Raw genomic sequence first — 24,457 nt, 5'->3', positions numbered from 1 at the left:
CCTTACTTTGTATATTCGGCATAATATTCTTTCACATTATCCTTTGTAACAATGGTAATTCCTGTATCCACATAAGGAGGCAGGCCATGAGGGTCGCTAATGATGTCCTTCTGATGCAGTTTAAAGAGAAACTGCATGGACCAATAGCCCATATTCCATGTCCCCTGAGCAATGGTTGCAGATATAGTTCCATTTTCTATGTTATCTAATGTCTTTCTGTCTACATCAAAGCTGATAATCTTTACATTTATCTCCTTGTTATCTTTTGCTGCATCTGCTACCCCGACTCCCCCATTCGCTTCTGTTACAAATATCCCTTTAATATCTGGATATTTTTTTATTATCTCTTTTGCTATTTTTTCCGATTTCAGTTGATCGCCTTCTCCGTTTCGGACTTGCACCACTTCTATATTCGGATAGTTTGATTTAATGGTTTCCACAAACCCTTTTGTTCTTTCTTGATGGTTTAACTGATCTGGCAGCGTAATAACGGCTACTTTTCCCTTTTTATTTATAAGAGATGCCAGCTTACCTGCTGCCTTTACACCCGCTTCATAATTGTTAGTGCCTAAAAAGGCTGATGCTTTGCTTAATGGTGCATCAGAATCGAACAAAACAACTGGAATCCCCATCTCCACAGCTTTATCAATGGTAGTATTTAGATTATTTGGATTTATGGCAGAAAGAGCAATCCCTGCAGGCTTCTTGGCAATTACTTGCTCTAATATAGTAATTTGCTCATGCAGGTCATATTGTGTTCCCCCTCTATAAGCAACAGACACATTCCATTCATTAGCTGCGTCCTCAAATCCCTTTAATGCCGACTTCCAGTAATCCATCCCTGCCAGAAAGGTTACCATCACATACTCGTCATTAACTGCACCTTGTAAGCGCTCTCTTTTCATACCGTTATTATCATCTAAAGCATTATACAAATGAGAATAATAAAAATAAATACCAAATAATATAAAAACAAACATATATACATACAGTAACCGCTTCAAAAACCACACCTCCAAAGGAAAAAACTGTATGTATCATTATACATGGAAACATTTACAGTGAAAAGAAAAAAACAAGTATCCAACATGCAATTCCATCTTTAAACCATAAAAAAACCACTCTCACGGTGAGAGCGATTCCTTTATATTTTATCTTTTGGAAAGAACTTCTTCCTCATACACTTTCACTTCACTCAGCCAAGATTCACGCACTGGTACATCCATTTGTTCACAATAGTAATCCCATATTGCCCCAAATGGATATGTTTTAAATTCTTCCATTAATGCCAATCTCTCTGTGAAATTTCCTTCCTCTTGTAATTGTTTTAATTTATCATTTGGAAGCAATAATGCATTTAAAAGAGCTTTAATCATATTTCTTGTACCAATTGTCCATGCTGCTACTCGGTTAATGCTTGCATCAAAGAAATCAAGACCTATAATTACTTTATCCAATGCATCATTACGTACTATTTCAACAGCAATTTCTTTCAGTTCATCATCTAAAATAACAACATGGTCACTGTCCCATCTTACTGGCCGCGATACATGTAATGCCAATTTATCGCTAAATAAAAGCATGGAAGAAATTTTATTCGAAACAGTCTCGGTTGGATGATAATGGCCTGTATCCATGAGGCATAATTTATTATTTTTCAAGGCATAGCCTAAGTAAAATTCATGGGAACCTACTACATAAGATTCCGAACCAATTCCAAAAACCTTGCTTTCTACTGCATCTAAGTTATAGCGTTCATCTGTTTCTACAGCATAAATTTTATCTAAGGAATCCTTTAATCTTTTTCTTGGGGTTAAACGGTCGCTTGGAATGTCTTTGTAGCCATCCGGTATCCATATATTCGTTAATGCCGGTGTTCCGAGCTCTTTCCCGAAATATTCAGCAATTTTCCGACTAGCAATACAATGCTGAATCCAAAAATCACGAATTTCTTGATTTGGATGAGCTAACGTTAATCCATCAGCTGCTTTTTCATGGGAGAATAAAGTCGGATTAAAATCCAGCCCTAAACCATTTTCTTTTGCCCATTGCACCCAATTTTCAAAATGCTTTGGCTCTAACTCATCTCTTTCTACGGCTAGCCCATTGGTTTCTGCATAAATAGCATGGAGATTCACGCGATGTCTACCAGGAATAAGCGAGAGCGCCTTCTCTAAATCGCTTCTTAATTCCTCAGGATTCGTTGCTTTCCCAGGATAATTCCCAGTTACATCAATACCACCAGATAATTCTCTTTGATTTACTTCAAATCCAGCAATGTCATCCCCTTGCCAGCAGTGGATGGAAATCGGAATATTCTTTAGCTTTTCTAATGCTTCTTCTACATTTACTCCCCATTGCTCATATTGTTTTTTTGCTAGATCAAAATTTTCTTTAACCGACATGATTGTATCCTCCTTTTATTTGATTACATCTTCCGCAGCTTTATATGCTTTCATCTCAAATGATTGCTTTATCATTTGTCTAGCCTCTGATAAACTATCTATTTCTCCTAATGCGATGAATTGAGAAACAATATTCCCAATTGCTGTCGCTTCTATCGGTCCAGCATATACATCCTTCTGAGACGCTTCTGCAAGTAGCTGGTTTAGCATTTCATTCTGACAGCCGCCGCCAATAATATTAATACTCGGAAAAGTTTTTTCAAAAATTTCTTCTATCTCATTTATCGCTGTAACATAGCTATCTACTAAACTATCATAAACACATTTCGCTATTTCTCCAGGTGTTGTCGGAACTTGCTGTCCTGTTTCTAGACAATAGTTCTGAATTTCTTCTACCATATTGTCAGGCTTTAGAAAACGATTATCATTTACATTTACAATACTTGAAAAACCTTGTGCCTCTTTTGCTAATTCAACAAACTTGGCAAAAGAGTATTGGTTATTATAATTGCGTCTGACTTCCTGTATCATCCATAGTCCCATAATATTTTTTAAGAAACGATAGCGATAATCAATTCCTCCTTCATTAGTAAAGTTATAATCTAAAGCCTTTGTCACACAAATTGGAAATCTATTTTCCACCCCAATCAATGACCATGTCCCTGAACTGATATAGATTGTATCGTTAAAAGCTGGAACTGAAATTACTGCTGAACCTGTATCATGAGTCGCTGGCAAAATCACTTTCATATCAAAGCCAAACTCTTTCACTAATTCTGGTCTTAAATTCCCAAGAATCGTATTTGGCTTTTTAATTTCTTGGAATATTTCTTTATTGATCTCTAATGTATCAAGTATCGTTTTATCCCATTTTTTGGTGAAAGCATTTAATAACTGTGTCGAAGTAGCATTGGTGTATTCATTCACTGCAATACCTGATAATAAATAGTGTAAATAATCAGGTATCATTAAAAAGGTTTTCGCTTGTGCGAATACTTCTGGCTGTGTCTTTTTTAACGAATATAACTGATAAATAGTATTAAATTTTTGGAATTGAATTCCCGTTTCTAAATACAATCTTTCTTTCATTATTTTCTGGAATACTTCTTCCATCATGCCATCCGTTCGATCGTCCCTATAAGCAACAGCATCTGTTAAAAGTTCCCCCTTTTCATCTAGTAATACAAAATCTACTGCCCATGTATCGATACCAATACTTTCAGGAGTAATTCCTATGTCATTACATTTTTTAATTCCTTTTTTTATTTCCGAAAATATCATATCTATATCCCAACAATAATGCTGTCCTTTTTTGATCATCTTATTGTCGAACCGGTGAATTTCTTTCAGTTCTAATTTTTCTAATTGAACAGACCCGAGAATAAGCCTACCACTTGAGGCCCCAATATCTACTGCCAGTGTATATCTAATCATTTACACCTCTCCTTGAAAAGGAATTAGAAAACGTTTTCTTAAAGATATTGTAACGGGTTTCATTTTTAAATAAAATAACGCACTTTTCTTTTTTTATTGTCCTTATTTTCCATATCTCGTTCATTGTTTTATAAAAGGAATCAGATTACAAAGAAAAAACTAGCAAATTACTATTTTGCTAGTTTCAATCGAAACGCTTTTGGCGTCATGCCATATTTTTCTTTAAATATCCGATAGAAATAACTTATATTATCATACCCTACTTCTTCTACAATTCTCTTAATCGGAAGATCAGTTGTCTCTAAGAGATTCTTTGCTTCGCTCAGTCGCTTTTCCTGCAGCAATTCCTTAAAAGTATAGCCTGTTGCTTTCTTAATATTTTTACTTAATGAAGACGTTGATTGGTGAAGGTGTCCAGCAAGTTCATTCAGTGTCCCTAGCTGATAGTGCTCTTCAATGTAAGTCAAAGCCTCTATGACTACATACTGATCTTGTGTTACTCCTTCATTTTGTTGAATCTTATCAGTATTTTTTATCAATTCAATCATTAATAATCCCATATAAAGCTTCATCGTCGATTCAGATAAAATGGAATTATTACTTTCTTCTTTTAATAGTTTCCCAATTATATCCTGGATTTCTATGACCTCTGAAACCTTGTAATATAAATACTGACCACTCTCTTTATGTTTAAATAAACTACTAATTAAAAAATCTGTCAGCTTATTTTCTTCATGTAAATATTGAAATATAAATTGAAAAAATGGCGGCTGAATGATGAAATTAACGACGATATCTTCCTTATCACATGCCTCTATTTCATGTTCTATGTGCTGATTTAAAAATAGGAGTTCTCCTCTTTTCAGCACGATTTCATCATTCCCGACTTTCTGCTTCAACTGACCATTTACGACATAATTAATCTCAATATAATTATGCTTATGTTTAGGAAAATCAATAAAACGTGTATGCTTTCTAACCGCTATCATTTTATCATTACGCAAAAACTTTTCACTTTCTATTATAAAATTACTTTGACTGGTATAGATGTCTTTCATTACCCCTTGTTTTTGCTGAACAATGCTTATTTCTTCCTCTGTTAACTTCCTTAATTGTTCCATTAAAACATGATCCAAGAAGGTCAGCCTCCTAATTTAACTATCTTTGATTATTATGAGAGGTACAGAATGGTTTAGCAACTATTCCGAGGAATAGTACATATTTTTTGATAAATAAGGTGGGGAGGAATTAACGCTAGCACACAGAAAGTTCAACTGTAAACCGTGCATACATAAAGCAGCTCTCCCTATAAAAGAAGCTAAGCTGCTTTATCTGTATTGCCATTCTATTTTAAAGGATAGCCCTCTTTCCATTTCTAATCTGCTGTTTTCTTATTGCTCCTGTCTAAATGCTTTAGTCTTGATATTTTTATTTTCCAAAAACTCTTCTATTTTTTTCTGTTCTCTTCCGTTTAATACATTACTTCTTTTATTTAAAGAGGCCATGTTTACTGTAGGAATGACATCTTCATTCAGGTCGTCTGTAAGTTGGTCGAGCACTGTATCTAATTCATTTAGCATCTCATTTAAACTTATAATATATCTACTTATTCTTTCGGATTCTTCTTGATAACCTTGGGGTAATGTATTTTGTGAGATATAGTTTAAAAAGTTTTCATCATTTTCTCTTGTAAGCCTGTTAATTTGCTTTAACTTCTCTAAATCACTTTTCGTTAATTCTTTTTCTTCATCTATTATCTCTTGAAAAGGGGAACTAGCAAGATATAATTCTTCATGGGTGTCTAAGTATGTTTTTATGCTTGATTTCATTTCTTCTTCATCAATTACACTATTTTGTTTGTCAGAATAAAAAATGGCACTAGGAATCTTCACATTATTTGTATCGACTATTTCCTCTTCCGTTTTCATTCCCCCTCCTTTTGAACATGCACTTAATAGAAAAAGAATTAGGATACTATAAAATATTCTTTTCATAAACGCCTACTCCCCTTTGTAAATATAATATTCCCTGGCTTTAAAGGACTAATAGGAGAAACATCACAAATGGTATGTCCACTTAATCAAATTGACCTTCCATTAATTGTTGGTATTAGCTAGAAAAATATTTTAGTCATTCGTTAGTTACTATTTCAAAGAGATGTCCTCATTTCCCTCGTCTTAATACAAAACAACTTTTAAGCAATTTTTATCTGTTAGTTTAATAAACATCCATGAATATTTTAACATATATTACCTTATTTAACATTAAAAAGAAGTGTGATTTTCATGGAAATCACACTTCTTTTATGCTTATCTTTATCTCTTTGAGCCTCTCAAAAGAACAAATTAGGATAATAATCCAACCAATATTATCTAGTAAAGGCTGCTGGAACTCCTCCATCTACTGTCAGCATGCATCCAGTAGTTTTCTCCGCTTTGGAGGAAGAGAAATAACAAATCGCTTCCGCTATATCCTTTGGAAAAATATTTACCAATAAAGTGGTCCGTTTTTTATAATGATCTTCTAATTGTTCTGGTTCAATTCCATAGTTAGCTGCTCGCTCTTCACGCCACTTAGAGCCCCAAATAGCGGATCCTTGTAATACGGCATCAGGTAAGACAGTATTAACACGTATACCGAATTCTCCTCCCTCTGCTGCAATACATCGTGCAAGATGCGCTTCCATTGCTTTTACCGAACTATAGGCCGTAACATTCTTCCCTGCGTAGACAGAGTTTTTAGAACCAATGAAGACCATACTTCCACCTAGTCCTTGTTCCTTCATTTGTTTGAACGCTTCTCTTGCAACTAGAAAATACCCTGTACCAAGAACATTTAAGTTTAAATTCCATTCTTGTAGAGACGTTTCGTCAAATGGGCTAGAGGTAGCAAGACCAGCATTATTGACGATGATATCCACCCCTCCAAAGGTAAGAGCTGTTTTCTTGTATGCTTCTTTCACCGCATCTTCTTTCGTGACATCCATCTTAACGGCTAATGCTCTCACGGAACCATACTTCTCATTTATTTCTGCTGCAACCTTTTCGGCACCTTCTATATTAAGATCTGCAATAACAACATGTGCCCCTTGCTCTGCAAATAGTCGACATGTTTCACTGCCTATCCCGCCAGCTCCACCTGTAACAAATGCGACTTTACGAGAGAATTCAGCTTCTTTCGGGGCAAGGGATAATTTATACAATTCTAGTGGCCAATACTCTATTTTAAATGATTCATTTTCATTCAACGAGACGAAATTACCTAAGGCTGTAGCTCCCTTCATAACAGAAATTGCACGGCGGTATAAAGCACCGCTTACTTCTGCCATAGCTAGTGTCTTCCCAGTATTAACCATCCCAATGCCAGGTATTAGAATAACACGCGGAGCAGTTTCAGAAATTTGATCTCCAGTCTCTTTGTTTCTATCAAAATACGATGTATATTCTTTTTTAAATTCTGCTACACCTGATTTAATTTTTTCTTTTAAACTAGCAATATCTTTCGTTGTCGGATTCCATTCAATATATAAAGGCTGTCTTTTCGTATGTACAAGATGATCTGGGCATGCTGCACCAATTTGTGATAAGGTTTGGGCATCCTTACTATTTACAAATTGAAGCACATCAGCCCCTCTATCGTAGGTTAACAGCATTTGTTTTTCTCCACTAACCGCACCGCGGATTACTGGCATTACTTGGCTTAAAATTTCTTCTGCCTCTTCTTCATTTAAAGCAGGATATTGTTCTCCGCCAAATACTTGCTCCTCTTCTATTTTATTATGAATATAGTTTTCCGCTTCGTTAATAATCGCAATTGTTTTGTTATAGCTTTCTTCGGCAGTTTCTCCCCAAACAACAAGACCATGTTTCTCCATTAATACTAATTCTGCATTTGGATTATTCTTCACCCCTTCTGCAATCATTTTAGATAAGGTGAATCCAGGACGAATATACGGAACCCAAACGAAACGATTCCCATATATTTCTTCGGCAATTTGTTTTCCATTATCAGCACAGCAAATACTAATAATGGCATCGGGATGTGTATGATCTACATGTTTATACGGTAAAAATGCGTGTAATAAAGTTTCAATAGATGCCCTTGGATGAGAACTATCAATCATACAATGAGATAGATAAGCAACCATTTCCTCATCTGACATTTCTTCTCTTTCCATTAACGGTTTTATATCCTCTAGCTTTAGACCAGTAAAATTATGCGCTTTCATTGTTGCTAAATCTGAACCACTTCCTTTTACCCACATTACTTCTATGTCTCTTCCACGGAAATCCTTTTCGGTTGTTTTCATAGAAGTATTACCGCCACCCCAATTACATACTGCTCGATCTGTCCCAATTAAGTTGGAACGATATACAAGTTCTTCTAATCCCTTATTTAACTGAGAAGCCTTTTCATTATTCCATAAATTCTGTACCATTAATATTTCTCCCTTCACAAATTGTTTTTTTATACCCCAAATACATTATATAATATGTTTGTTTATTTTTGAAATAGTTTATTTGTTTTTATTTATTTTTTTTTAAAGACTATTCCTATCAAAAGAGAAAGAATATGATGTATATCTCTGTTACGCTTACGTTTATTTTTGTTTTTTAGTGAGTAATGAGGTTGTTTTCGCTTTCTTTTGCTTGATGAACACCACCTTCCCCGGATGCTTCTGTTTTTTGCTTTCATTCTTTTGATGATCGCCACTTTTCTCTTTTACCTTCTTCTTTCTGACTTTCATTACCTTTATGATCACTACTTTTCCGAATGTTTTTGTTTTTTTGCTTTCATCCTCTTAATGAACGCCACTTTTCTTTTTCCCGCCCTACTTTTTGGCTTTCATTCCCTTTATGAACACTGCTTTTCTGAATGTTTTTGTTTTTTGGGCTTTCATCCTTTTAATGAATGCCACTTTTCTTTTTCCCGCTCTACTTTTTGGCTTTCATTCCTTTTATGAACACCACTTCCCGCCGAATGCTGCAATTTATCGCTCTTCATCAAAAAAGAAGCTTAAGACAGGTTCACCCTATCTTAAAGCTTCTTTACTGTTTATTTCCCTAGCAGTTCTACAGTTTCTTCTACACCGACTGCATATGCTGCAAATTTCCCATCTTTGATTTTTATCATCGTTGGTGTTCCTGTAATCTCAATTTCTTCCGCGTTTTCTGGTACTTCGTTTCCGAAAGCAGTATTATGTGTTGCAATGATTTGGTTTTCTTCGTTCGCGACAATTCCCCAAGCAGTATTTTTATCATTTTGGAAATTCTCTATGTTTATGCCCTCATTCCATACTTCTTTCCCGTCTTCGATTTTCCCAATTACTTGGTCATACTTTTTATGATGCTCTTCCCAGTCATACCAGCTCGATTCATTTTTTTCGTCCTGCATATCTACAACATAAATAGGTATGTCACTGTTATTGCTAAAAGAAAGAACATCTTTTTCTATTTGTTTACAGTATGTACAAGTGGCTTGCCAGAAATAAACGATATATTCTTCCTCTTGTTGATTAAAAGTAGCTGATGCATTTATTTTCTGTATGTCTTCAATCGCGTCATTATCCTTACTCTTTAGTGTCCATATAGATGCGATACCAATAATAATAATTAACACAATTACACTAAATATAATAACCGGTCTATTTTTTCTTTTCATTCTCAATCTCCTTTTTCAAACCTATTAACTATATTCTATCTAAAAAGCTCTGTAAATAAAGCATCAATCCTCCACTAAATTCAACATAATTGTGAACATACCTATTTACCAACGACAACTGAAATGGGAGACTTTTTAGCATAAATTCACAATATTCGTCTTATTCATTCCTCCTATGATAAAATCAAACTATCTGATAAAGGAGTTGGATCGCATGAAAGAAAATATAATAAATCGTTTTGTATCGTATGCAGTTGTCGATACCCAATCAAATGAAAATAATTTAGACTGTCCGTCTACACCAGGACAATTAACATTAGCCAATTTATTGGTGGAAGAGCTGAAAGAAATTGGTATGGAAGAAGTAACGATTGATGAAAACGGATATGTGATGGCAACTTTGCCAGCAAATACTGAGAAAAAAGTGCCGACAATCGGCTTCCTTGCACACTTAGATACCGCTACTGATTTTACAGGTAAAAATGTTCGTCCACAAAAAGTGGAAATTTATGATGGGGAGGATATTATCTTAAACGAAGATTTACATATCGTTTTATCTCCGAAAGATTTTCCAGAATTAAAAAATTACGTAGGACATACTTTGTTAACAACGGATGGCACAACCTTACTAGGAGCAGATAACAAAGCAGGTATTGCTGAAATTGTAACAGCTCTTATTTACTTAAAAGAAAACCCAGTAATTAAACATGGTAAAATTAGAGTGGCATTTACACCAGATGAGGAAATCGGCAGAGGTCCACATAAATTTAATGTAAAAGCCTTTAATGCTGATTTTGCTTACACTGTTGATGGCGGGCCATTAGGCGAATTGCAATATGAAAGCTTCAATGCTGCTGGCGCAAAAATCACAGTGAAGGGAACGAATGTTCATCCTGGTACAGCAAAAGGAAAAATGGTCAATAGTATGAAAATAGCGATGGAATTACAAAACCGCTTACCAGCAAATGAGGCACCTGAATATACGGAGGGCTATGAAGGTTTTTATCATTTACTATCCTTTGAGGGAGACGTGGAAGAAACAAAGCTTGCTTATATTATCCGCGATTTTGATCGTACTTCTTTTGAAGAGAGAAAAAGAATCCTGCAGACAATTGTAGCGGAGTTAAATGAAAAGTATGGTGCCGAAACAGTAAAACTGGAACTAAACGACCAATACTACAATATGCGGGAAAAAATTGAACCCGTAAAAGAAATTGTGGATGTAGCCTATCAAGCAATGGTAAATCTCGGTATTACACCAATTGTTCAACCAATTCGCGGTGGTACAGATGGTTCACAGTTATCTTATATGGGACTGCCAACTCCTAATATTTTTACAGGTGGAGAGAACTTCCATGGTAAATATGAGTTCATTTCTGTCGATAACATGGTAAAAGCGACAAATGTAATCGTAGAAATTGTCCGCCTATTTGAAGAACGTGGATAAAGGAAAGAAGGCTTTTGATGCCTTCTTTTCTAAATTTGCAACCTAATTTTTATAGATTTTTATTTCGTTAACCGAAGTAAATTTTGTACTTTTAACAGTTTAGTATATAATGATTCAGTGCCAAATCCCTATTTTCTATGGATTTAGTGGTGAAAGAAAAGATTAGAGGAGTTTTGCAATGGATACAATGAGTAAGATGCAAGAAGAAGTAACACAAAATACAGAATTACATCACTATATATTAGAAACTTTTGGACTTCAATCGAAGAAAAAAAGAGTTCGTAAAAAACTTTTGAAACAAGTAATCTCACAAGAAAAAGTTCTTAAAAAATTGGTGAGCGAATTTAAGAATACAGACCAAGAACAGCCTGTAGTTGCTAAAAAAGAAGAAATAAGCACTGTTTCCTTTGAGAAACTACCCGTTACTACTCTATTAAAAATCGGGAAAGAATTTTTTAAAGAAGAAGAAAGTGTTCGTTTTTATTATAATAAAAACAAAGAACCTTTCTACAAGAATAAAGAAATGCTTATTACATGTATTTCAACAAATTACGCTGCAGCACCAGCTGATATTCAAAAAGAAATCATAACTAAACTATAATTATTCTCCATGATGAGATTCACTTATGGATAGCCACTTCTATTTATCCTCTTATACAAACGAAGTGGCTACAATTTTTCATTCTCACCTTTCATAAAAACAAGCAAGCGCATCCAATCCGCTTGTTCGATATCTCACAATCTGCTATAATTTTGATGTAATACATAGATTAAGAAAGGGAGGCATACAAATGATTAAGGTTGCACCCTCCATTCTCTCCGCTGATTTTGCTAAGCTAGGGGATGAAGTGAAAGATGTAGAACGAGGTGGCGCTGATTACATTCATGTGGATGTAATGGATGGTCATTTTGTACCAAATATAACTATTGGCCCACTTATTGTGGAAGCAATTCGTCCTGTGACAACTTTGCCGTTAGATGTTCATTTAATGATTGAAAATCCAGATGCTTATATTCCAGCATTCGCGAAGGCTGGTGCTGATATCATCACCGTACATGTAGAGGCCTCTCGCCACTTGCATAGTACTATTCAATTAATAAAAGAACAGGGCGTAAAGGCTGGAGTAGTATTAAATCCAAGTACGCCAGTAGAAATGATTAAGCATATTATCGAAGATATTGACATGGTTCTATTAATGACAGTTAATCCTGGTTTTGGCGGACAGGCTTTTATTCCTAATGTCCTTCCTAAAATTAAAGAAGTACGTCAGTTAGCAGATCTTTTAAATCCAACACTTGATATTGAAGTAGATGGTGGTATTAATACTGAAACTGCTGTATTAGTCAAAGAGGCAGGCGCGAATGTTCTTGTTGCTGGATCATTTATTTATAACAATCCTAACCGTGAGGAAGCAATTAAAGCAATACGTGGATAAATAGTAACAAGGAGTCTATAAATTTAGATTCCTTTTTTTATATTTTAACTAACCCAATTGTATGATATTGGTACAATAGACTTTCTATTAAAGCTGCTTTAGACTCCTCACAATGAATAACGATAATTAACTCCGCTTTACTTGGTTTTATCTTTTCTTTATTTCTCCACCGCTTATACAAGTAATCTACCGGAATGGTAATACAAATTCCCACTATTAAACCAATTAATCCCCAGAGAATTGGACCTAAATAAAGAACAAATCCATAGATGGTACCCAAAAGCATCATAATCATACTCACACTAGCAACAAAGAACATATTAAAACCATCTGCATTGAAAGGATCCATATATTTTTTCTCTACCCCTTTTTTATTAAGAGATGATACAAATATATCTTCCTTGCGAATATGATGCTTTTCTAATTCATGTAGTACCAATTCGACTTTTAAGGAATGATCAAAGACGGAGATAATATTCATGGATTATTGTCCTTTATTTTAAAGTTTCTTTTAAGATAAAAAGAATATTTTTGTTCAAGATAATGGCTCTGCTCTAGTTTAAACAGTTGATTCATTTCAATGGCATGGTAATATGTATCACATGCAGCAAATAGATAAATGGACGGCAGAAACAGAAGCCATTCTACGTTTAAGGTGGAGGAAACTAAACCGTATAATCCTCTGCAAGTGAAATAAATTCCTTCTAATGCTCTTGAGTGGTAGAGTATGATTAAATGACTAACTAATAAAAATAAACCAGTTAAAAAGTTTCTAAGAATTAAATGACCAAGACCTGGAGTAATGATGGACCAAAACACTGGAACCCATTTATTTACTCGCTGCAAATAATTGATTTCCAATGGATGGATAACAAATGGCATTAGTGGATGTCTTTCCTCTTTAGCTAACAGCGAAATTTGATTAATATCCGTAGTTATTCTGTATGCATCCCATACATTAAAAATATAAATTCCTACATAGAAAAAAAACCATCTTATATCCAGCGATTCAGCAGCTAATTGAAATTTACCAATACAGGAGTACAAAATAGCTAAATTTAAATGCGCCTGTGTATTAATCAAAAATTCCCATATAAATAAAAGCATTCCTATCAGAAACTTCCCAACCATAATATGACCAGTACCTGGCATGGCAAGAGCCCACCATAGTGGCATCAAAGGATTGTTTACTCTTAAATAATTTGTTCTAATAATAGACATATTCATCTTTTTATATCTATATGATTGCTCATTGAATTGTTGCACCCGTGCTCACCAACTCGTTTTTTTTAGTATGCTTCCTTCTGCTTATTTTTTATGCATATACTTCGTATCTAATTAAAACTCCTTACTTAAAGTTAAAAAATAATTATATTAAAAACATTAATATTTTTCATAATAAAATGATTATTATGAACTCAGACTCTAAAAAGCCACAATTTATTCCAATTTTATGTTCTAACAAAAATTTTTTTGACAAATCTAGTATCTTTTCAGTATTATATTAAAATAATAGAGGAGGTTTCTTTAATGTCAGATTTAAATAAACAGAAAATTGTGGACAGTGTTCCCCAAAAGGGATTTTTTGGTCACCCTAAAGGGTTGTTCACACTTTTCTTTACAGAATTTTGGGAAAGATTTTCCTACTATGGGATGAGAGCCATCCTGGTTTATTATATGTACTATGAAGTATCTAAAGGCGGATTAGGTATTTCCGAGGGTACGGCGATTGCCATTGTATCTATCTACGGTTCTCTTGTTTATATGTCTGGGATAATCGGTGGATGGTTTGCAGATAGGATATTTGGGACAAGTAAGGCCGTTTTCTATGGCGGTATTTTCATTATGCTTGGTCATATTGTATTAGCTGTGCCGGGTAGTATTACCATGTTCTTTATTTCCATGATTTTAATTGTAATCGGAACAGGATTATTAAAACCAAATGTATCAAGTATTGTTGGGGAAATGTACAGTCCTGAGGATGCGCGCCGTGACGCTGGTTTTAGTATCTTCTACATGGGAATTAATCTGGGTGGATTCCTATCACCAATTATTGTTGGAGAAATCGGAATGAATTATAGTTTCCATCTTGGTTTCGGACTAGCAGCAATTGGTATGTTATGTGGATTAATAGTATTCATGATGACAAAGAAGAAGAATTTAGGACTTGCTGGTACAATTGTGCCAAATCCATTATCTAAAAACGAAAAGAAAAAAGTATATTCTTCTATCGGTATTAGCATAGTGGTCCTTGCCATCATTCTAGCTATTTTAATTCCATTGAAAATCTTAACTTTCGAATCATTTGTCACAATTGTCGGAATTCTCGGCTTCTTAATTCCAGCTATTTATTTCATTGTTATGTATCGCAGTCCAAAAACTACTCGTGATGAACGATCAAGACTGATTGCCTATATCCCACTCTTTTTAGCTGCCGTTATGTTCTGGGCGATTCAAGAACAAGGATCAACCATTCTTGCCGCCTATGCTGATAAACGAACACAATTAGAGTTTGGCGGATTTAGTCTTTCACCAACTATTTTCCAATCCATCAATCCATTGTTCATTATTATATTTGCACCAGTATTTGCATGGATTTGGGTTAAGCTTGGAAATCGTCAACCTTCTGTATCTAAGAAGTTTTCAATTGCTTTATTGTTTGCCGGTTTATCCTTTATCATTATGATGTTACCAGCCTATTTAGGCGGAGTAAATACATTAGTTAGCCCATTATGGTTAGTATTAAGCTATTTCCTTGTAGTAGTTGGGGAGCTATGTATATCTCCAGTCGGCCTGTCTGCAACAACTAAACTGGCACCAGCTGCTTTCTCTGCACAGACAATGAGCCTTTGGTTCTTATCCAGTGCAGCTGCACAAGCACTAAATGCACAAATCGCTCCATTATTCACAAAAATATCTGAAGTTGCATATTTCGGTATTCTTGGTGGAGTAGCTATTATCTTAAGTATTATCCTTTTCTTGTTATCACCTATGATTCAAAACAAGATGAAAGGAATAAAATAAACAAAAAAAGTGGAGGAAATCCTCCACTTTTTTAATGTAAGGAAAAGTTAAATTTCTCCCTAAGTCATTTAGTTCCTTCTGTTACCGTGCAAATTTCATATGCTTACTAAACTCTTTTTCAGCAGCTTTAAAGCCCGATGCTGTGTCGTTTTCACTTTACTTTCAGACCAGCCCAAATTCAAAGCTGTTTCTCCTATAGACATTTCTTTTAAATATCTACAATAAATTACCTTTTTTTGATCTTCTGTACAACAACAAAGTAAATGATTAATCCAATCAAGCTGTTCTTTCTTCATCGCAACTTCATCAGGAAGTGCCTGTTCATCCTTTATATGACTAGGTATTTCACAATCAAAGGTATAGGAATTTTTTTGTTTTCGAAAATGATCAATGGCAATATTTTTCGCAATCGTATATAGCCAGGTTCGTTCACTACTTTCTCCTTTAAAGAGACACTTTGTTTTTAACAGTCTTATAAAAACTTCTTGTACTAAATCTTCTGCCTCTTCCTTTTTCACCCCTAAATAGATCAGAAAATGAATTAATTCTTGACTATATGTTTCATAGAGCTCTTCAATCGAACCCATTTCCCCCACCCCTAACAAAACCAGTGAATCAACGGACAGATAACAATCAAAAAACTCCTATTACTAAAATTCCAGAGAGCATTTTTTATTCCATTATTAAATAGTAAGTATGTATTTCTTGCGAGTTCTTCATTTAATTATTATTATCCTAAAGTATTTATCTTTTTTGTTACAAAGCAATTACAAAACTTATTTATTGTAACACCAATGAAATACATTATACATCTTAACGTAATAAAAATTCCAGTTTTTTCTTTAAAAATTGATTAATTTTCTATTCATTTCATTAAATCATTAATTGTAACTAAATTCTTTTATTGTAGTTAGTTTCCAACATCCTAGTTGAGGGGGTTTTTTAGCAATACTAAATTCAAATACTTATATTTTCTCCATAAAATTGCGGATGGTTATTGTCGATTGAAGTAACGTAGATGTTACTTCTTTTACAATGGATATACCATGGGTAGAATCACCATGAATACATATGGTATCTGCTTGAATAGGTATCTCTTCACCTTGTACAGAGGTAACCTTTTTATTCTTAACCATATCAATTATCTGTTTAGCTGCCTGTTTAGGGCAGTCGATAAGAGCTTGTTTATGTGTACGTGGTGTTAAACTTCCATCTGATTGATAAGTTCGATCTGCAAATACCTCGTTAGCAGTTTTTAAGCCATAGCGCTTCCCCGCTCTAATCAATTCACTGTTCGCTAAACCGAATAGAATATACGCAGGATTTATCTTGTAAATAGCCTTGGCAATTGCATCAGCTAATCGTCCATCTTTTACAGCCATATTATATAACGCCCCATGTGGCTTTACATGCTGCAAGGTTCCGCCCTCTGCTTTCACAAATGCTTCTAATGCTCCTATTTGATAAATGACTATATCATATACTTCATTGGGGGATATATTTATTTCTCTCCTCCCGAAGCCAAGAACATCATTAAAGCCTGGATGGGCACCAATCGCCACTTTATTCTCCAGTGCAAGATTCACCGTTTTCCTCATGGTAGTTGGATCACCGGCATGAAAACCACAAGCAATATTTACACTAGTTACATAGGGGATAATTGTTTCATCATTCCCAATTCGATAAGCACCATAGCTTTCACCTAAATCACAATTTATATCAATAGACATATAAGTACTCCTTTGCAGTATTTAATATAACCATATTCAATTTAGTAAATATAAACATCAGCTACTTTCTCCCTGCTAAGCTTTATTACTATTTAGATAATTCAAATTACATAACGATGATTTTATTTTACTTTTGAATAAAGAAGGAAGCAAAAAAGATGGAGCAATTCCTCCATCTCTTCTTATAAATGTTTATTACTCTTTACTTATCTGTCACTAAATTACTTTCAACATCTTTTTCTTCCGTCTCTTGCATAATGGATTCCCCTTCTATATCTATTCTTGGAAGAATCTTATCAAGCCATTTTGGTAAATACCAAGCTGTTTTCCCCATTAAAATCATAATAGCTGGTACGATTGTCATTCTGACGATAAAAGCATCAAAGAGAACTCCAAAGGTAAGGGCAAATCCCATTGACTTAATAATAGGGTCAGGGGCAAGCATGAAGCCAGCAAATACTGCCATCATTATGAACCCAGCTGCAATAACAACTCTTCCGCTATCTTGTAAACCTACTAATACTGCTTTTTTTGCATCACCGGAATGGGAATATTCCTCACGAATTCTACTTACTAAGAAAACTTCATAATCCATCGCTAATCCAAATAAAATTCCAATTACAATGACGGGTAAGAAACATAACACTGGATTCGCAGCATTAAATCCAAATAATTGTAGAAAGTTTCCATCTTGAACTACAAATACCACAAAACCAAGAGTAGCTCCCAACGATAATATAAAACCAAGAACTGCCTTTAGTGGTACTAGAATTGATCGAAAAACAACTACTAGTAATATAAAAGCTAATCCAACTATCAGTATAGAGAAGATTGGCAATGCTTCATTTAACTTATCAGAGATATCAATATTAACAGCCGTTGCTCCTGTTACGAATAGTTCTGTAGAATATTCCTTTTCCATTTCACTAGAATGATTTCGAATAGAATGAACTAAATCCTTCGTTTTGACGTCATTCGGCCCTGTCTCTGGTGTTACATTAATCATAAAGATTTTTCCAGACGGACTAGGTATTGCCGGACTAATGGCTTTCACGTTTTCTAGCTCACTTATTTTATTTGTCACATCTGTTAATGCTTGTTCAGCATTCTCTGTTTTTTCACTTACTTTAGCAATAACAATTAAAGATGCATGATAACCAGGTCCATATGCTTCCGATAACAAATCGTATGCTCGTCTTTCCGTTGTTTTCTCTGATTTTGTTTCATTATCAGGCAATCCTAATTCCATATGAAAAAATGGAATAGTAACAGAAAGAAGAAAAGCGATGCTTAAAATAGAGATAATCATCGGATGTACAGAAAGCAGCTTCCCCCACTTACTTGTTAAGGAACTTTCCTTATTCTCTTTCGAAAATTTTCCTATTAATTTATTTTTCTTAGAAGGATGGAGTTTATCACCATATATTGCTAATAACGCCGGAACCAAAACTGTTGCAATTATAATTGCGATTAACACACAAACTGCGGCTGCTATTCCCATTGCAGTAAGAAAGGGAATTTTCGCTACTGCTAAGCCCAATAAACCAATGATAACAGTCAGCCCTGCAAACACGACTGCACTTCCAGCCGTAGCTGTTGCAATTGCTATCGCCTTCTTAACTGAATTACCTTTTTGCAATTGTTGTCTAAAGCGAGAAATGATAAATAACGCATAATCAATTCCAACAGCAAGTCCAAGCATAGCAGCTAATGATAAAGAAAAGGAGGTAATCTCAAAAAACTTCGTCCCAATCATAATCATCATTAACCCAATACCTAATCCAATAGCTGCAGTAATAATTGGCAGTCCAGCTACCAAGAATGAGACAAATGTGATGGCTAGTACTAGAAATGCAATTGCAACCCCAATAACTTCAGTAATTCCACCAATTTCCATTTCCGAAAAGGCAACATTACCTGCAATTTCTGTTTCTATCCCTTCTCCACGTGTCTGCTCTATTTTTTCTAAGATATTCTCCTTAGATTCCTCTGATACTTCATCGGCAGGAATATTAAATGTTACTGTAGCGTAACCAATTTCTTTTGATTCATTAAGGTTTCCAAGCTCTGAAGGTGTAGCTATTTCTGTTACTTTCTTGTCTTTTTTAATATCGTTGAGTGTTTCTTTAATTTGTTCATTTACTTCGTCTGTTTCTAAAGTTTTCCCTTTTGGTGCCTTCATGACTAATTGAACTTGGCCATTTTCAGGAGATTCACCAGTCTGAAATTCCTCCTTCAATAATTCACCTGCAGCTTCTGATTTAGTACCTGGAATAGTGATTTCATTCTGAAATGATGGTTTGACACTTAAAGCTATAATCACCATGCTAACTAGGATAATCAGTGAACCACTTAATACTTTTTTTCTATGCTTAAAGGCCCATTCGCCAATACTATAAAGAAATTTTGCCATATAAATCCCCTTTCGTCTATTAGTTCCATATGTTCTGCCTTTATACTACAGAAAAAGAAAATAAAAAAAATCGTACATTTGGGCAATTGCCGAATGTACGATTGGGCATAGTTTGGGATTTATAGATGAATATAACCTTTCTCAATAGATATTGCTACAGCTTCTGTCCTAGTATTTACTCCTAATTTATTATAAATATTTGTTAAATGCGCCTTCACTGTTCTTTCTGCAATTCCCATATCAAAAGCAACATCTTTTGTTCGAAATCCTTTTGCTATGGCTTGTAAAATAAAAGTTTCTTTATCAGTAAGGATAGATTGGCTAGATTTCTGATTATTCTTTTGAGTATCCTTAAAATTTAAGATTGTATTCAATATATTAGGCTGCAAAAGGGTTTCCCCTTTCACAGCAGCTTCAATAGTCCTGAATAGATTTTCTCTAGTAGTATCTTTCAGTAAATAACCTTTTGCCCCTAAATTGATTCCTTCTAGAATTAAATTATCTTCATTATATGTAGTTAAAATGATCACAGGAATGAAAATATTTCTTTCGTTTAATTTTTTTATCGTGTCTAATCCACTCAGGATAGGCATATTTAAATCCATTAAGATTACGTCAGGTGATAGTTCTTCTATTAAATGAAGTGCTATTTCTCCATTTTCTGCTTCTCCTATCACACGAAACATATCATTTGTTTCTATCATTAATTTTAATCCTTCTCTTACCACTAAATGATCATCAACAATTAGTACATTATACAGGACGTTTCCTCTCACTTTCCATTTAGATAGGGACTTCTACCAAAATAGTCGTCCCTTTTCCTTTTATACTTTTGACATCCACTTTTCCACCTAATAATCTAACTCTTTCCGTTATACCTAACAACCCATATTTCCCAGTGTGTTTGCCAACCATATTTGCCGCAAAACCAACACCGTTATCTTCTACTTTAATAACCATTTGCTTTTCCACTTTGTTAATATGTATTTTCACTTGTGTAGCTTGGGAATGCTTTATAACATTTGTCAAACATTCACTTACTATATGGACACTGTGTTCCAGTATAAATGTTGATAATGGAGGAAAGCGATCTATTGTGTAAGTAATCTCTGCAGAAGCTGCTTCCTTATACTTTTGAATTTTCCCCAATATGACACTATTAAAATTCCCTTGGCTAGTATTGGAATTATATCGTAAATTATCAATAACAATTCTTGCTTCTTTTAATGTTTCTCGTGCTTGCTGCATAGATTTTAGAACAATTTCCTGTGACTTTTCCTTATTTCCATTGTCTATATAAACTTGGATTGCTTCTAATTGCATAATAAAGCCCGCAATTCCTTGAGCTAATGTATCGTGTAAATCTCTAGCCATTCGCTGTCTCTCATTAGCAAGTGTTAGTTTTTCCACTTCCTTATGAGCAGTTTCTAGCTCTTTTAAATAGTATTCCATCCGCAGTCTCGCATTGACCTGCCTATTATAAATAACCGTATAAAAAACTACAATGGTCAATATGATGAATAAAATAGGGATAAATATCGGTAATTCTTCTGATCCATAACTTAAAACTATCTCTATACAGAACAGGCCATAAAAAATAATAAAAAATATAAAAATCTTTAGTTTGCTTTCAAAAACTGTTATGCTCTGTGCAATAATTATTGGCAGTAAACCAATTAAAATAGCTGGGGATCCTGCTGGTATCCAAAATGCGGATAAGAAGATTAAAAATCCTTGGCTTATTACATAAAGCCAGGGATAAATTCGACTCCATGTTTTTGAATGCCAATAAGCAAGACAATGTCCTATCATAGCACAAGTAAAAATAATATTATTTATTATGGACAAATGATCAAACGATTGAAGTAATAGAGCTGCAATATAAACAAGACTAATCCATAATAAAATAGGGATTTTAGTTGAATCTTGTAAAATAATCGTGATATTCTCATATGACTTTTGAAATTTACTCATTTTTAATTCACCTTATCTTTAATATAGACCAAATTATACCTTTAAATTGAAAAATCAACAAATTAGAGTCGCACATAACCATTCATATTTGATTGATGGCCTTTAAAACAAAAACAAAGCATCCTTAGTAAAAAATGATTACGAAAGATACTTTGTTATATGACTTCTATCTAATTACAAAAATTATTCCGTTACTTTTATTTTCTTTAATTGGTCATTTAATTCATTCAATTGATTTTCAGATAGGGCGTTAGGTAAACCTTGATTCACTATTTTTATCGAATAATCCTTCGCACTTTCTTGAGCCTCGACTTCTAATAAAATAGGAAGATGAGTTTGCAGCAATTCTCGACATTCTGGATTATTTAACAGGGATTCGATTCGAACTTCAATAGAATACTCATTAACATCTCTTGCATTAGGAATAATACTGTCTTTATCTGCTGGAAAATCACCAATTATATTTTTCAACCAAGATACACTTAAAGCAAACCATTTCGAAAAATCATTATTAACCAATTTCTTCAATCCTGAAGACGTTTGCCCTTTGGCAAGTGAAAGTCCATGAACTCCCTTTTGAAAAATATGTGATTCAAAAGCAATTTTGTGTTCATTTAATGCTTGCATAAAGCTGATAGTATTTTCAACCGGAACTAATTCATCTTCAAAAGTAGCAAATAAAAATGCAGGCGGTGTTTGATTATCCACTTCTTTTTCTAAAGATGGTACAGAGAATGCTAAACCTCTATTCCATTTTTCTAAAATACACGGATACCCTAATAACATTGCGCTGGGTCTAAGCTTACCCATTGTTCCTAATGATGCAGCCAAATGCCCACCTGCTGAAAACCCAATAACAGCAACCTTTTTCGTTTCAATATTCCATTCATCGGCATTTTCATGTATAAGGGAAAGAGCTTTCTCTGCATCACTAAACGCATTAGTAAAGTTAGATTCTTTCCCTACAGAATAATGGAGGATAAATGCGTTATATCCCTCCGCCAAATATGCCATGGCAATCGGTTCTGCCTCACGATCAGAAATACCATAATAACCTCCGCCTGGGAAAATTAAAATAGCTGGCCTTTTGCTTATGTTTGCAAATTCCGCTGAATTATCCAATATATAAGCTTTTAATAAACTTCCAGAATTAACGTTAACTTGTTTGATTAGCAATTCTTCTCTTCCTCTCCTTAAAAGTCAATTCCATTTATACCATATTTCAAAGTACCCACTAGATGCTTCTATTCCTATTATTAATTATACTCCCAAATATTATTAAGCGCTTACTTTTTATTTCTACGTGCTTCTAATTCTTTAATAATCTGAGGGTATTTTCCATCCAAATCATATTTACGCAAAAATAGATAGGTAAGAACAAATAGAATTAATGGAAGATAAACAGTTACAACCAAAATACTGAAAATTGCTGAGTCCGGCTGTGTTTCGAGCGTTCCATCATAATTACCAAATGCTAGTATCCAACCAATTAAAGCACCTGCTAGACCGCTTCCAACTCTCACCCCAAAGCTATTTGCACTATTTACCATCCCGACTAACCTTTTGCCAAACTTCCATTCACCATATTCAACTGTATTATTAACTAAAACTCCACCTACTGCCATCATCGGTATCGTTGCAAATGTACCAATTCCTCCTAAAATTAATGCAGCGGAAAAACTATAAGGCATAAAACAACGAATGAAACTAGCAAAGATCCCTAAGACAATTCCAATTCTTGCTGTTTTGGCAAGACCGAATTTTTTTATCATTGGTCCAACTGCAGCAAATCCAAGAATCACTGGAATTAACCCCACAGCTCCCATAATTCCAACTAAATTTTCATTTCCAAGTATATACTTTGTATAATAGACTCCAGTTGATCCTGATAAAATATATGTCATATTTATAAATAATTGCGCAAACAACATCATAACCCAATATTTATTTTTAAATAAAAGTTTTATGCTTTCAAAAAAAGGAACATTATCATCCACTTCACCTTTGATTGCTTCTACTGCCTCTTCTTTAGACGATGCAAATGTAACTAATAATGAAATACATGAAATTATCCCTATAACTACAGCTACTTTTATCCAAGCAGATTGGTCTCCACCAAGCATATTGGTTATTGGAATCAATCCAATAGCTATAATCATACCCATTATATATCCATAAATAGAACGAGTAATTCCTATCTTTCCTCGTTCCTCCGAACTTTTTGTTCGCATTGCCATCAAACTATTGTATGGAATAGCAACTGCGGCATAAACGATAGCAGTTGCTATTATTAGGGTAATTAGAGCATAAATTGTCTTGGTTGTTGAGGAGGCCTCAGCTGGTACTGTAAAAAGCAATATAATGGATACTAGAGCTGGAATTGCCATCCATAACATCCAAGGACGCGCTTTTCCATATTTAGACTTGGTACCATCAACGATTTTTCCCATCACTAAATCTGCAACCGCATCCAAAATTCTTGTTACCAACATAAGTGTACCTACTGTTGCAGCAGCTATCCCAACCTTATCAGTATAAAAATAGGTTAATATCCCAACAAGGCCATTTATACTATTTAATGTAACTGTAGCTGCGCCATCTCCAAGATAATGATAAAATCTCATCGTTTTTTTTATTCCTTGTGAATCATATCCTAAATCAATTTTCTTTTTTTCGCTCGATGCGGGAGTATTTTCTACTATTTCCTGTTCTATTTTCATACCTTTTCTTTCCTCCTTCATTCATTTTTGATACCGCTTACTTTCTTTATTTTATTGCACTTTCTGATATAATTATGGTACTTTATTTCTTTTTTTAGTAATTTAAATTCTAAATTAATCAGTATTAACAATATAATTTAATAATTCCTCTAATTTATCGATAAGATTATTAAGCTTTCTCTTATAAAAAAAAAAAAAGGAAGATTTTTTGTA

General features: G+C 34.2%; 20 protein-coding genes. 4 read left to right on the top strand and 16 right to left on the bottom strand.

Annotated elements, in window-relative coordinates:
• Nucleotides 1-2 precede the first annotated feature (2 nt).
• The 7 genes from NSS71_RS00950 to NSS71_RS00920 form a co-directional block, all read right to left on the bottom strand.
• Nucleotides 3-1,004: a substrate-binding domain-containing protein gene (locus NSS71_RS00950; protein ID WP_061797334.1), complete on the bottom strand. Its 1,002-nt coding sequence runs from the start codon at nt 1,002-1,004 to the stop codon at nt 3-5.
• Between the two features lie 147 nt (nt 1,005-1,151).
• Entirely contained in the window at nt 1,152-2,405 is a 1,254-nt protein-coding gene (rhaA, locus tag NSS71_RS00945) for an L-rhamnose isomerase (RefSeq protein WP_341151204.1), read from the bottom strand.
• Between the two features lie 15 nt (nt 2,406-2,420).
• A complete protein-coding gene (gene rhaB, locus NSS71_RS00940; RefSeq protein WP_341151203.1) occupies nt 2,421-3,839 on the bottom strand; it encodes a rhamnulokinase in 1,419 nt (472 codons plus the stop codon).
• A 170-nt stretch (nt 3,840-4,009) separates the two neighbouring features.
• Complete coding sequence (locus NSS71_RS00935) at nt 4,010-4,975, bottom strand: AraC family transcriptional regulator (RefSeq protein ID WP_061797339.1); 966 nt, start codon at nt 4,973-4,975, stop codon at nt 4,010-4,012.
• Nucleotides 4,976-5,230: 255 nt separating this feature from the next.
• Nucleotides 5,231-5,833, bottom strand: coding sequence for an NDxxF motif lipoprotein (locus NSS71_RS00930; protein ID WP_341151202.1), 603 nt, complete (start codon nt 5,831-5,833; stop codon nt 5,231-5,233).
• Between the two features lie 374 nt (nt 5,834-6,207).
• Nucleotides 6,208-8,277 (bottom strand): bifunctional aldolase/short-chain dehydrogenase, encoded by a 2,070-nt coding sequence (locus tag NSS71_RS00925; RefSeq protein WP_341151201.1) that lies wholly within the window; start codon nt 8,275-8,277, stop codon nt 6,208-6,210.
• A gap of 617 nt (nt 8,278-8,894) precedes the next feature.
• The gene (locus NSS71_RS00920; protein ID WP_341151200.1) at nt 8,895-9,500 is read right to left on the bottom strand and encodes a thioredoxin fold domain-containing protein; all 606 of its coding nucleotides are present in this window, start codon (nt 9,498-9,500) and stop codon (nt 8,895-8,897) included.
• Nucleotides 9,501-9,714: 214 nt separating this feature from the next.
• On the opposite strand from NSS71_RS00920, the gene pepT reads away from it, so the two are divergent.
• The 3 genes from pepT to rpe all read left to right on the top strand — a co-directional run bounded on the left by pepT (nt 9,715) and on the right by rpe (nt 12,383).
• Entirely contained in the window at nt 9,715-10,947 is a 1,233-nt protein-coding gene (gene pepT, locus NSS71_RS00915) for a peptidase T (RefSeq protein ID WP_341151199.1), read from the top strand.
• 178 nt (nt 10,948-11,125) lie between these two features.
• The gene (locus tag NSS71_RS00910; protein WP_047942385.1) at nt 11,126-11,548 is read left to right on the top strand and encodes a hypothetical protein; all 423 of its coding nucleotides are present in this window, start codon (nt 11,126-11,128) and stop codon (nt 11,546-11,548) included.
• A gap of 190 nt (nt 11,549-11,738) precedes the next feature.
• Nucleotides 11,739-12,383, top strand: a complete 645-nt coding sequence (gene rpe, locus NSS71_RS00905; protein ID WP_341151198.1) for a ribulose-phosphate 3-epimerase — start codon at nt 11,739-11,741, stop codon at nt 12,381-12,383.
• 37 nt (nt 12,384-12,420) lie between these two features.
• Here rpe and NSS71_RS00900 read toward each other — a convergent pair whose 3' ends face one another.
• Both NSS71_RS00900 and NSS71_RS00895 read right to left on the bottom strand, forming a co-directional pair.
• On the bottom strand, nt 12,421-12,864 hold the full coding sequence (locus tag NSS71_RS00900; protein WP_047942388.1) for a hypothetical protein: 444 nt from the start codon (nt 12,862-12,864) through the stop codon (nt 12,421-12,423).
• Entirely contained in the window at nt 12,861-13,649 is a 789-nt protein-coding gene (locus NSS71_RS00895) for a hypothetical protein (protein ID WP_341151197.1), read from the bottom strand. Before NSS71_RS00895 ends, NSS71_RS00900 begins: the two co-directional genes overlap by 4 nt.
• A gap of 264 nt (nt 13,650-13,913) precedes the next feature.
• Here NSS71_RS00895 and NSS71_RS00890 point away from each other — a divergent pair, with 264 nt between their 5' ends.
• The gene (locus tag NSS71_RS00890; RefSeq protein ID WP_061797367.1) at nt 13,914-15,407 is read left to right on the top strand and encodes a peptide MFS transporter; all 1,494 of its coding nucleotides are present in this window, start codon (nt 13,914-13,916) and stop codon (nt 15,405-15,407) included.
• Nucleotides 15,408-15,502: 95 nt separating this feature from the next.
• On the opposite strand, the gene NSS71_RS00885 is transcribed toward NSS71_RS00890, so the two are convergent.
• The 7 genes from NSS71_RS00885 to NSS71_RS00855 all read right to left on the bottom strand — a co-directional run bounded on the left by NSS71_RS00885 (nt 15,503) and on the right by NSS71_RS00855 (nt 24,244).
• Nucleotides 15,503-15,994, bottom strand: a complete 492-nt coding sequence (locus NSS71_RS00885) for an RNA polymerase sigma factor (RefSeq protein WP_095258868.1) — start codon at nt 15,992-15,994, stop codon at nt 15,503-15,505.
• 378 nt (nt 15,995-16,372) lie between these two features.
• A complete protein-coding gene (locus NSS71_RS00880) occupies nt 16,373-17,137 on the bottom strand; it encodes a LamB/YcsF family protein (RefSeq protein ID WP_095258867.1) in 765 nt (254 codons plus the stop codon).
• Nucleotides 17,138-17,339: 202 nt separating this feature from the next.
• Nucleotides 17,340-19,550, bottom strand: a complete 2,211-nt coding sequence (locus tag NSS71_RS00875; protein ID WP_341151196.1) for an MMPL family transporter — start codon at nt 19,548-19,550, stop codon at nt 17,340-17,342.
• A 119-nt stretch (nt 19,551-19,669) separates the two neighbouring features.
• Complete coding sequence (locus NSS71_RS00870; protein ID WP_186440737.1) at nt 19,670-20,311, bottom strand: response regulator transcription factor; 642 nt, start codon at nt 20,309-20,311, stop codon at nt 19,670-19,672.
• A 22-nt stretch (nt 20,312-20,333) separates the two neighbouring features.
• Nucleotides 20,334-21,524: a sensor histidine kinase gene (locus NSS71_RS00865; protein WP_341151194.1), complete on the bottom strand. Its 1,191-nt coding sequence runs from the start codon at nt 21,522-21,524 to the stop codon at nt 20,334-20,336.
• Between the two features lie 183 nt (nt 21,525-21,707).
• A complete protein-coding gene (locus NSS71_RS00860) occupies nt 21,708-22,700 on the bottom strand; it encodes an alpha/beta hydrolase (RefSeq protein WP_341151193.1) in 993 nt (330 codons plus the stop codon).
• Nucleotides 22,701-22,810: 110 nt separating this feature from the next.
• The gene (locus NSS71_RS00855) at nt 22,811-24,244 is read right to left on the bottom strand and encodes an MFS transporter (protein WP_341151192.1); all 1,434 of its coding nucleotides are present in this window, start codon (nt 24,242-24,244) and stop codon (nt 22,811-22,813) included.
• Between the last annotated feature and the right edge of the window lie 213 nt (nt 24,245-24,457).

The sequence above is a fragment of the Niallia sp. FSL W8-0951 genome (assembly GCF_038006525.1).
Taxonomy (GTDB): domain Bacteria; phylum Bacillota; class Bacilli; order Bacillales; family Cytobacillaceae; genus Niallia; species Niallia circulans.
The sequence above is the reverse complement of the archived record's forward strand: the minus strand, read 5'-3'. Positions and strand labels throughout refer to the sequence as shown.

Coding starts and splice junctions, on each gene's coding strand:
- rhaA (WP_341151204.1), bottom strand. CDS start 2,405: ATGTCGGTTAAAGAAAATTTTGATCTAGCAAAAAAACAATATGAGCAA.
- rhaB (WP_341151203.1), bottom strand. CDS start 3,839: ATGATTAGATATACACTGGCAGTAGATATTGGGGCCTCAAGTGGTAGG.
- NSS71_RS00930 (WP_341151202.1), bottom strand. CDS start 5,833: ATGAAAAGAATATTTTATAGTATCCTAATTCTTTTTCTATTAAGTGCA.
- NSS71_RS00925 (WP_341151201.1), bottom strand. CDS start 8,277: ATGGTACAGAATTTATGGAATAATGAAAAGGCTTCTCAGTTAAATAAG.
- NSS71_RS00920 (WP_341151200.1), bottom strand. CDS start 9,500: ATGAAAAGAAAAAATAGACCGGTTATTATATTTAGTGTAATTGTGTTA.
- pepT (WP_341151199.1), top strand. CDS start 9,715: ATGAAAGAAAATATAATAAATCGTTTTGTATCGTATGCAGTTGTCGAT.
- NSS71_RS00910 (WP_047942385.1), top strand. CDS start 11,126: ATGGATACAATGAGTAAGATGCAAGAAGAAGTAACACAAAATACAGAA.
- rpe (WP_341151198.1), top strand. CDS start 11,739: ATGATTAAGGTTGCACCCTCCATTCTCTCCGCTGATTTTGCTAAGCTA.
- NSS71_RS00900 (WP_047942388.1), bottom strand. CDS start 12,864: ATGAATATTATCTCCGTCTTTGATCATTCCTTAAAAGTCGAATTGGTA.
- NSS71_RS00890 (WP_061797367.1), top strand. CDS start 13,914: ATGTCAGATTTAAATAAACAGAAAATTGTGGACAGTGTTCCCCAAAAG.
- NSS71_RS00885 (WP_095258868.1), bottom strand. CDS start 15,994: ATGGGTTCGATTGAAGAGCTCTATGAAACATATAGTCAAGAATTAATT.
- NSS71_RS00880 (WP_095258867.1), bottom strand. CDS start 17,137: ATGTCTATTGATATAAATTGTGATTTAGGTGAAAGCTATGGTGCTTAT.
- NSS71_RS00875 (WP_341151196.1), bottom strand. CDS start 19,550: ATGGCAAAATTTCTTTATAGTATTGGCGAATGGGCCTTTAAGCATAGA.
- NSS71_RS00865 (WP_341151194.1), bottom strand. CDS start 21,524: ATGAGTAAATTTCAAAAGTCATATGAGAATATCACGATTATTTTACAA.
- NSS71_RS00855 (WP_341151192.1), bottom strand. CDS start 24,244: ATGAAAATAGAACAGGAAATAGTAGAAAATACTCCCGCATCGAGCGAA.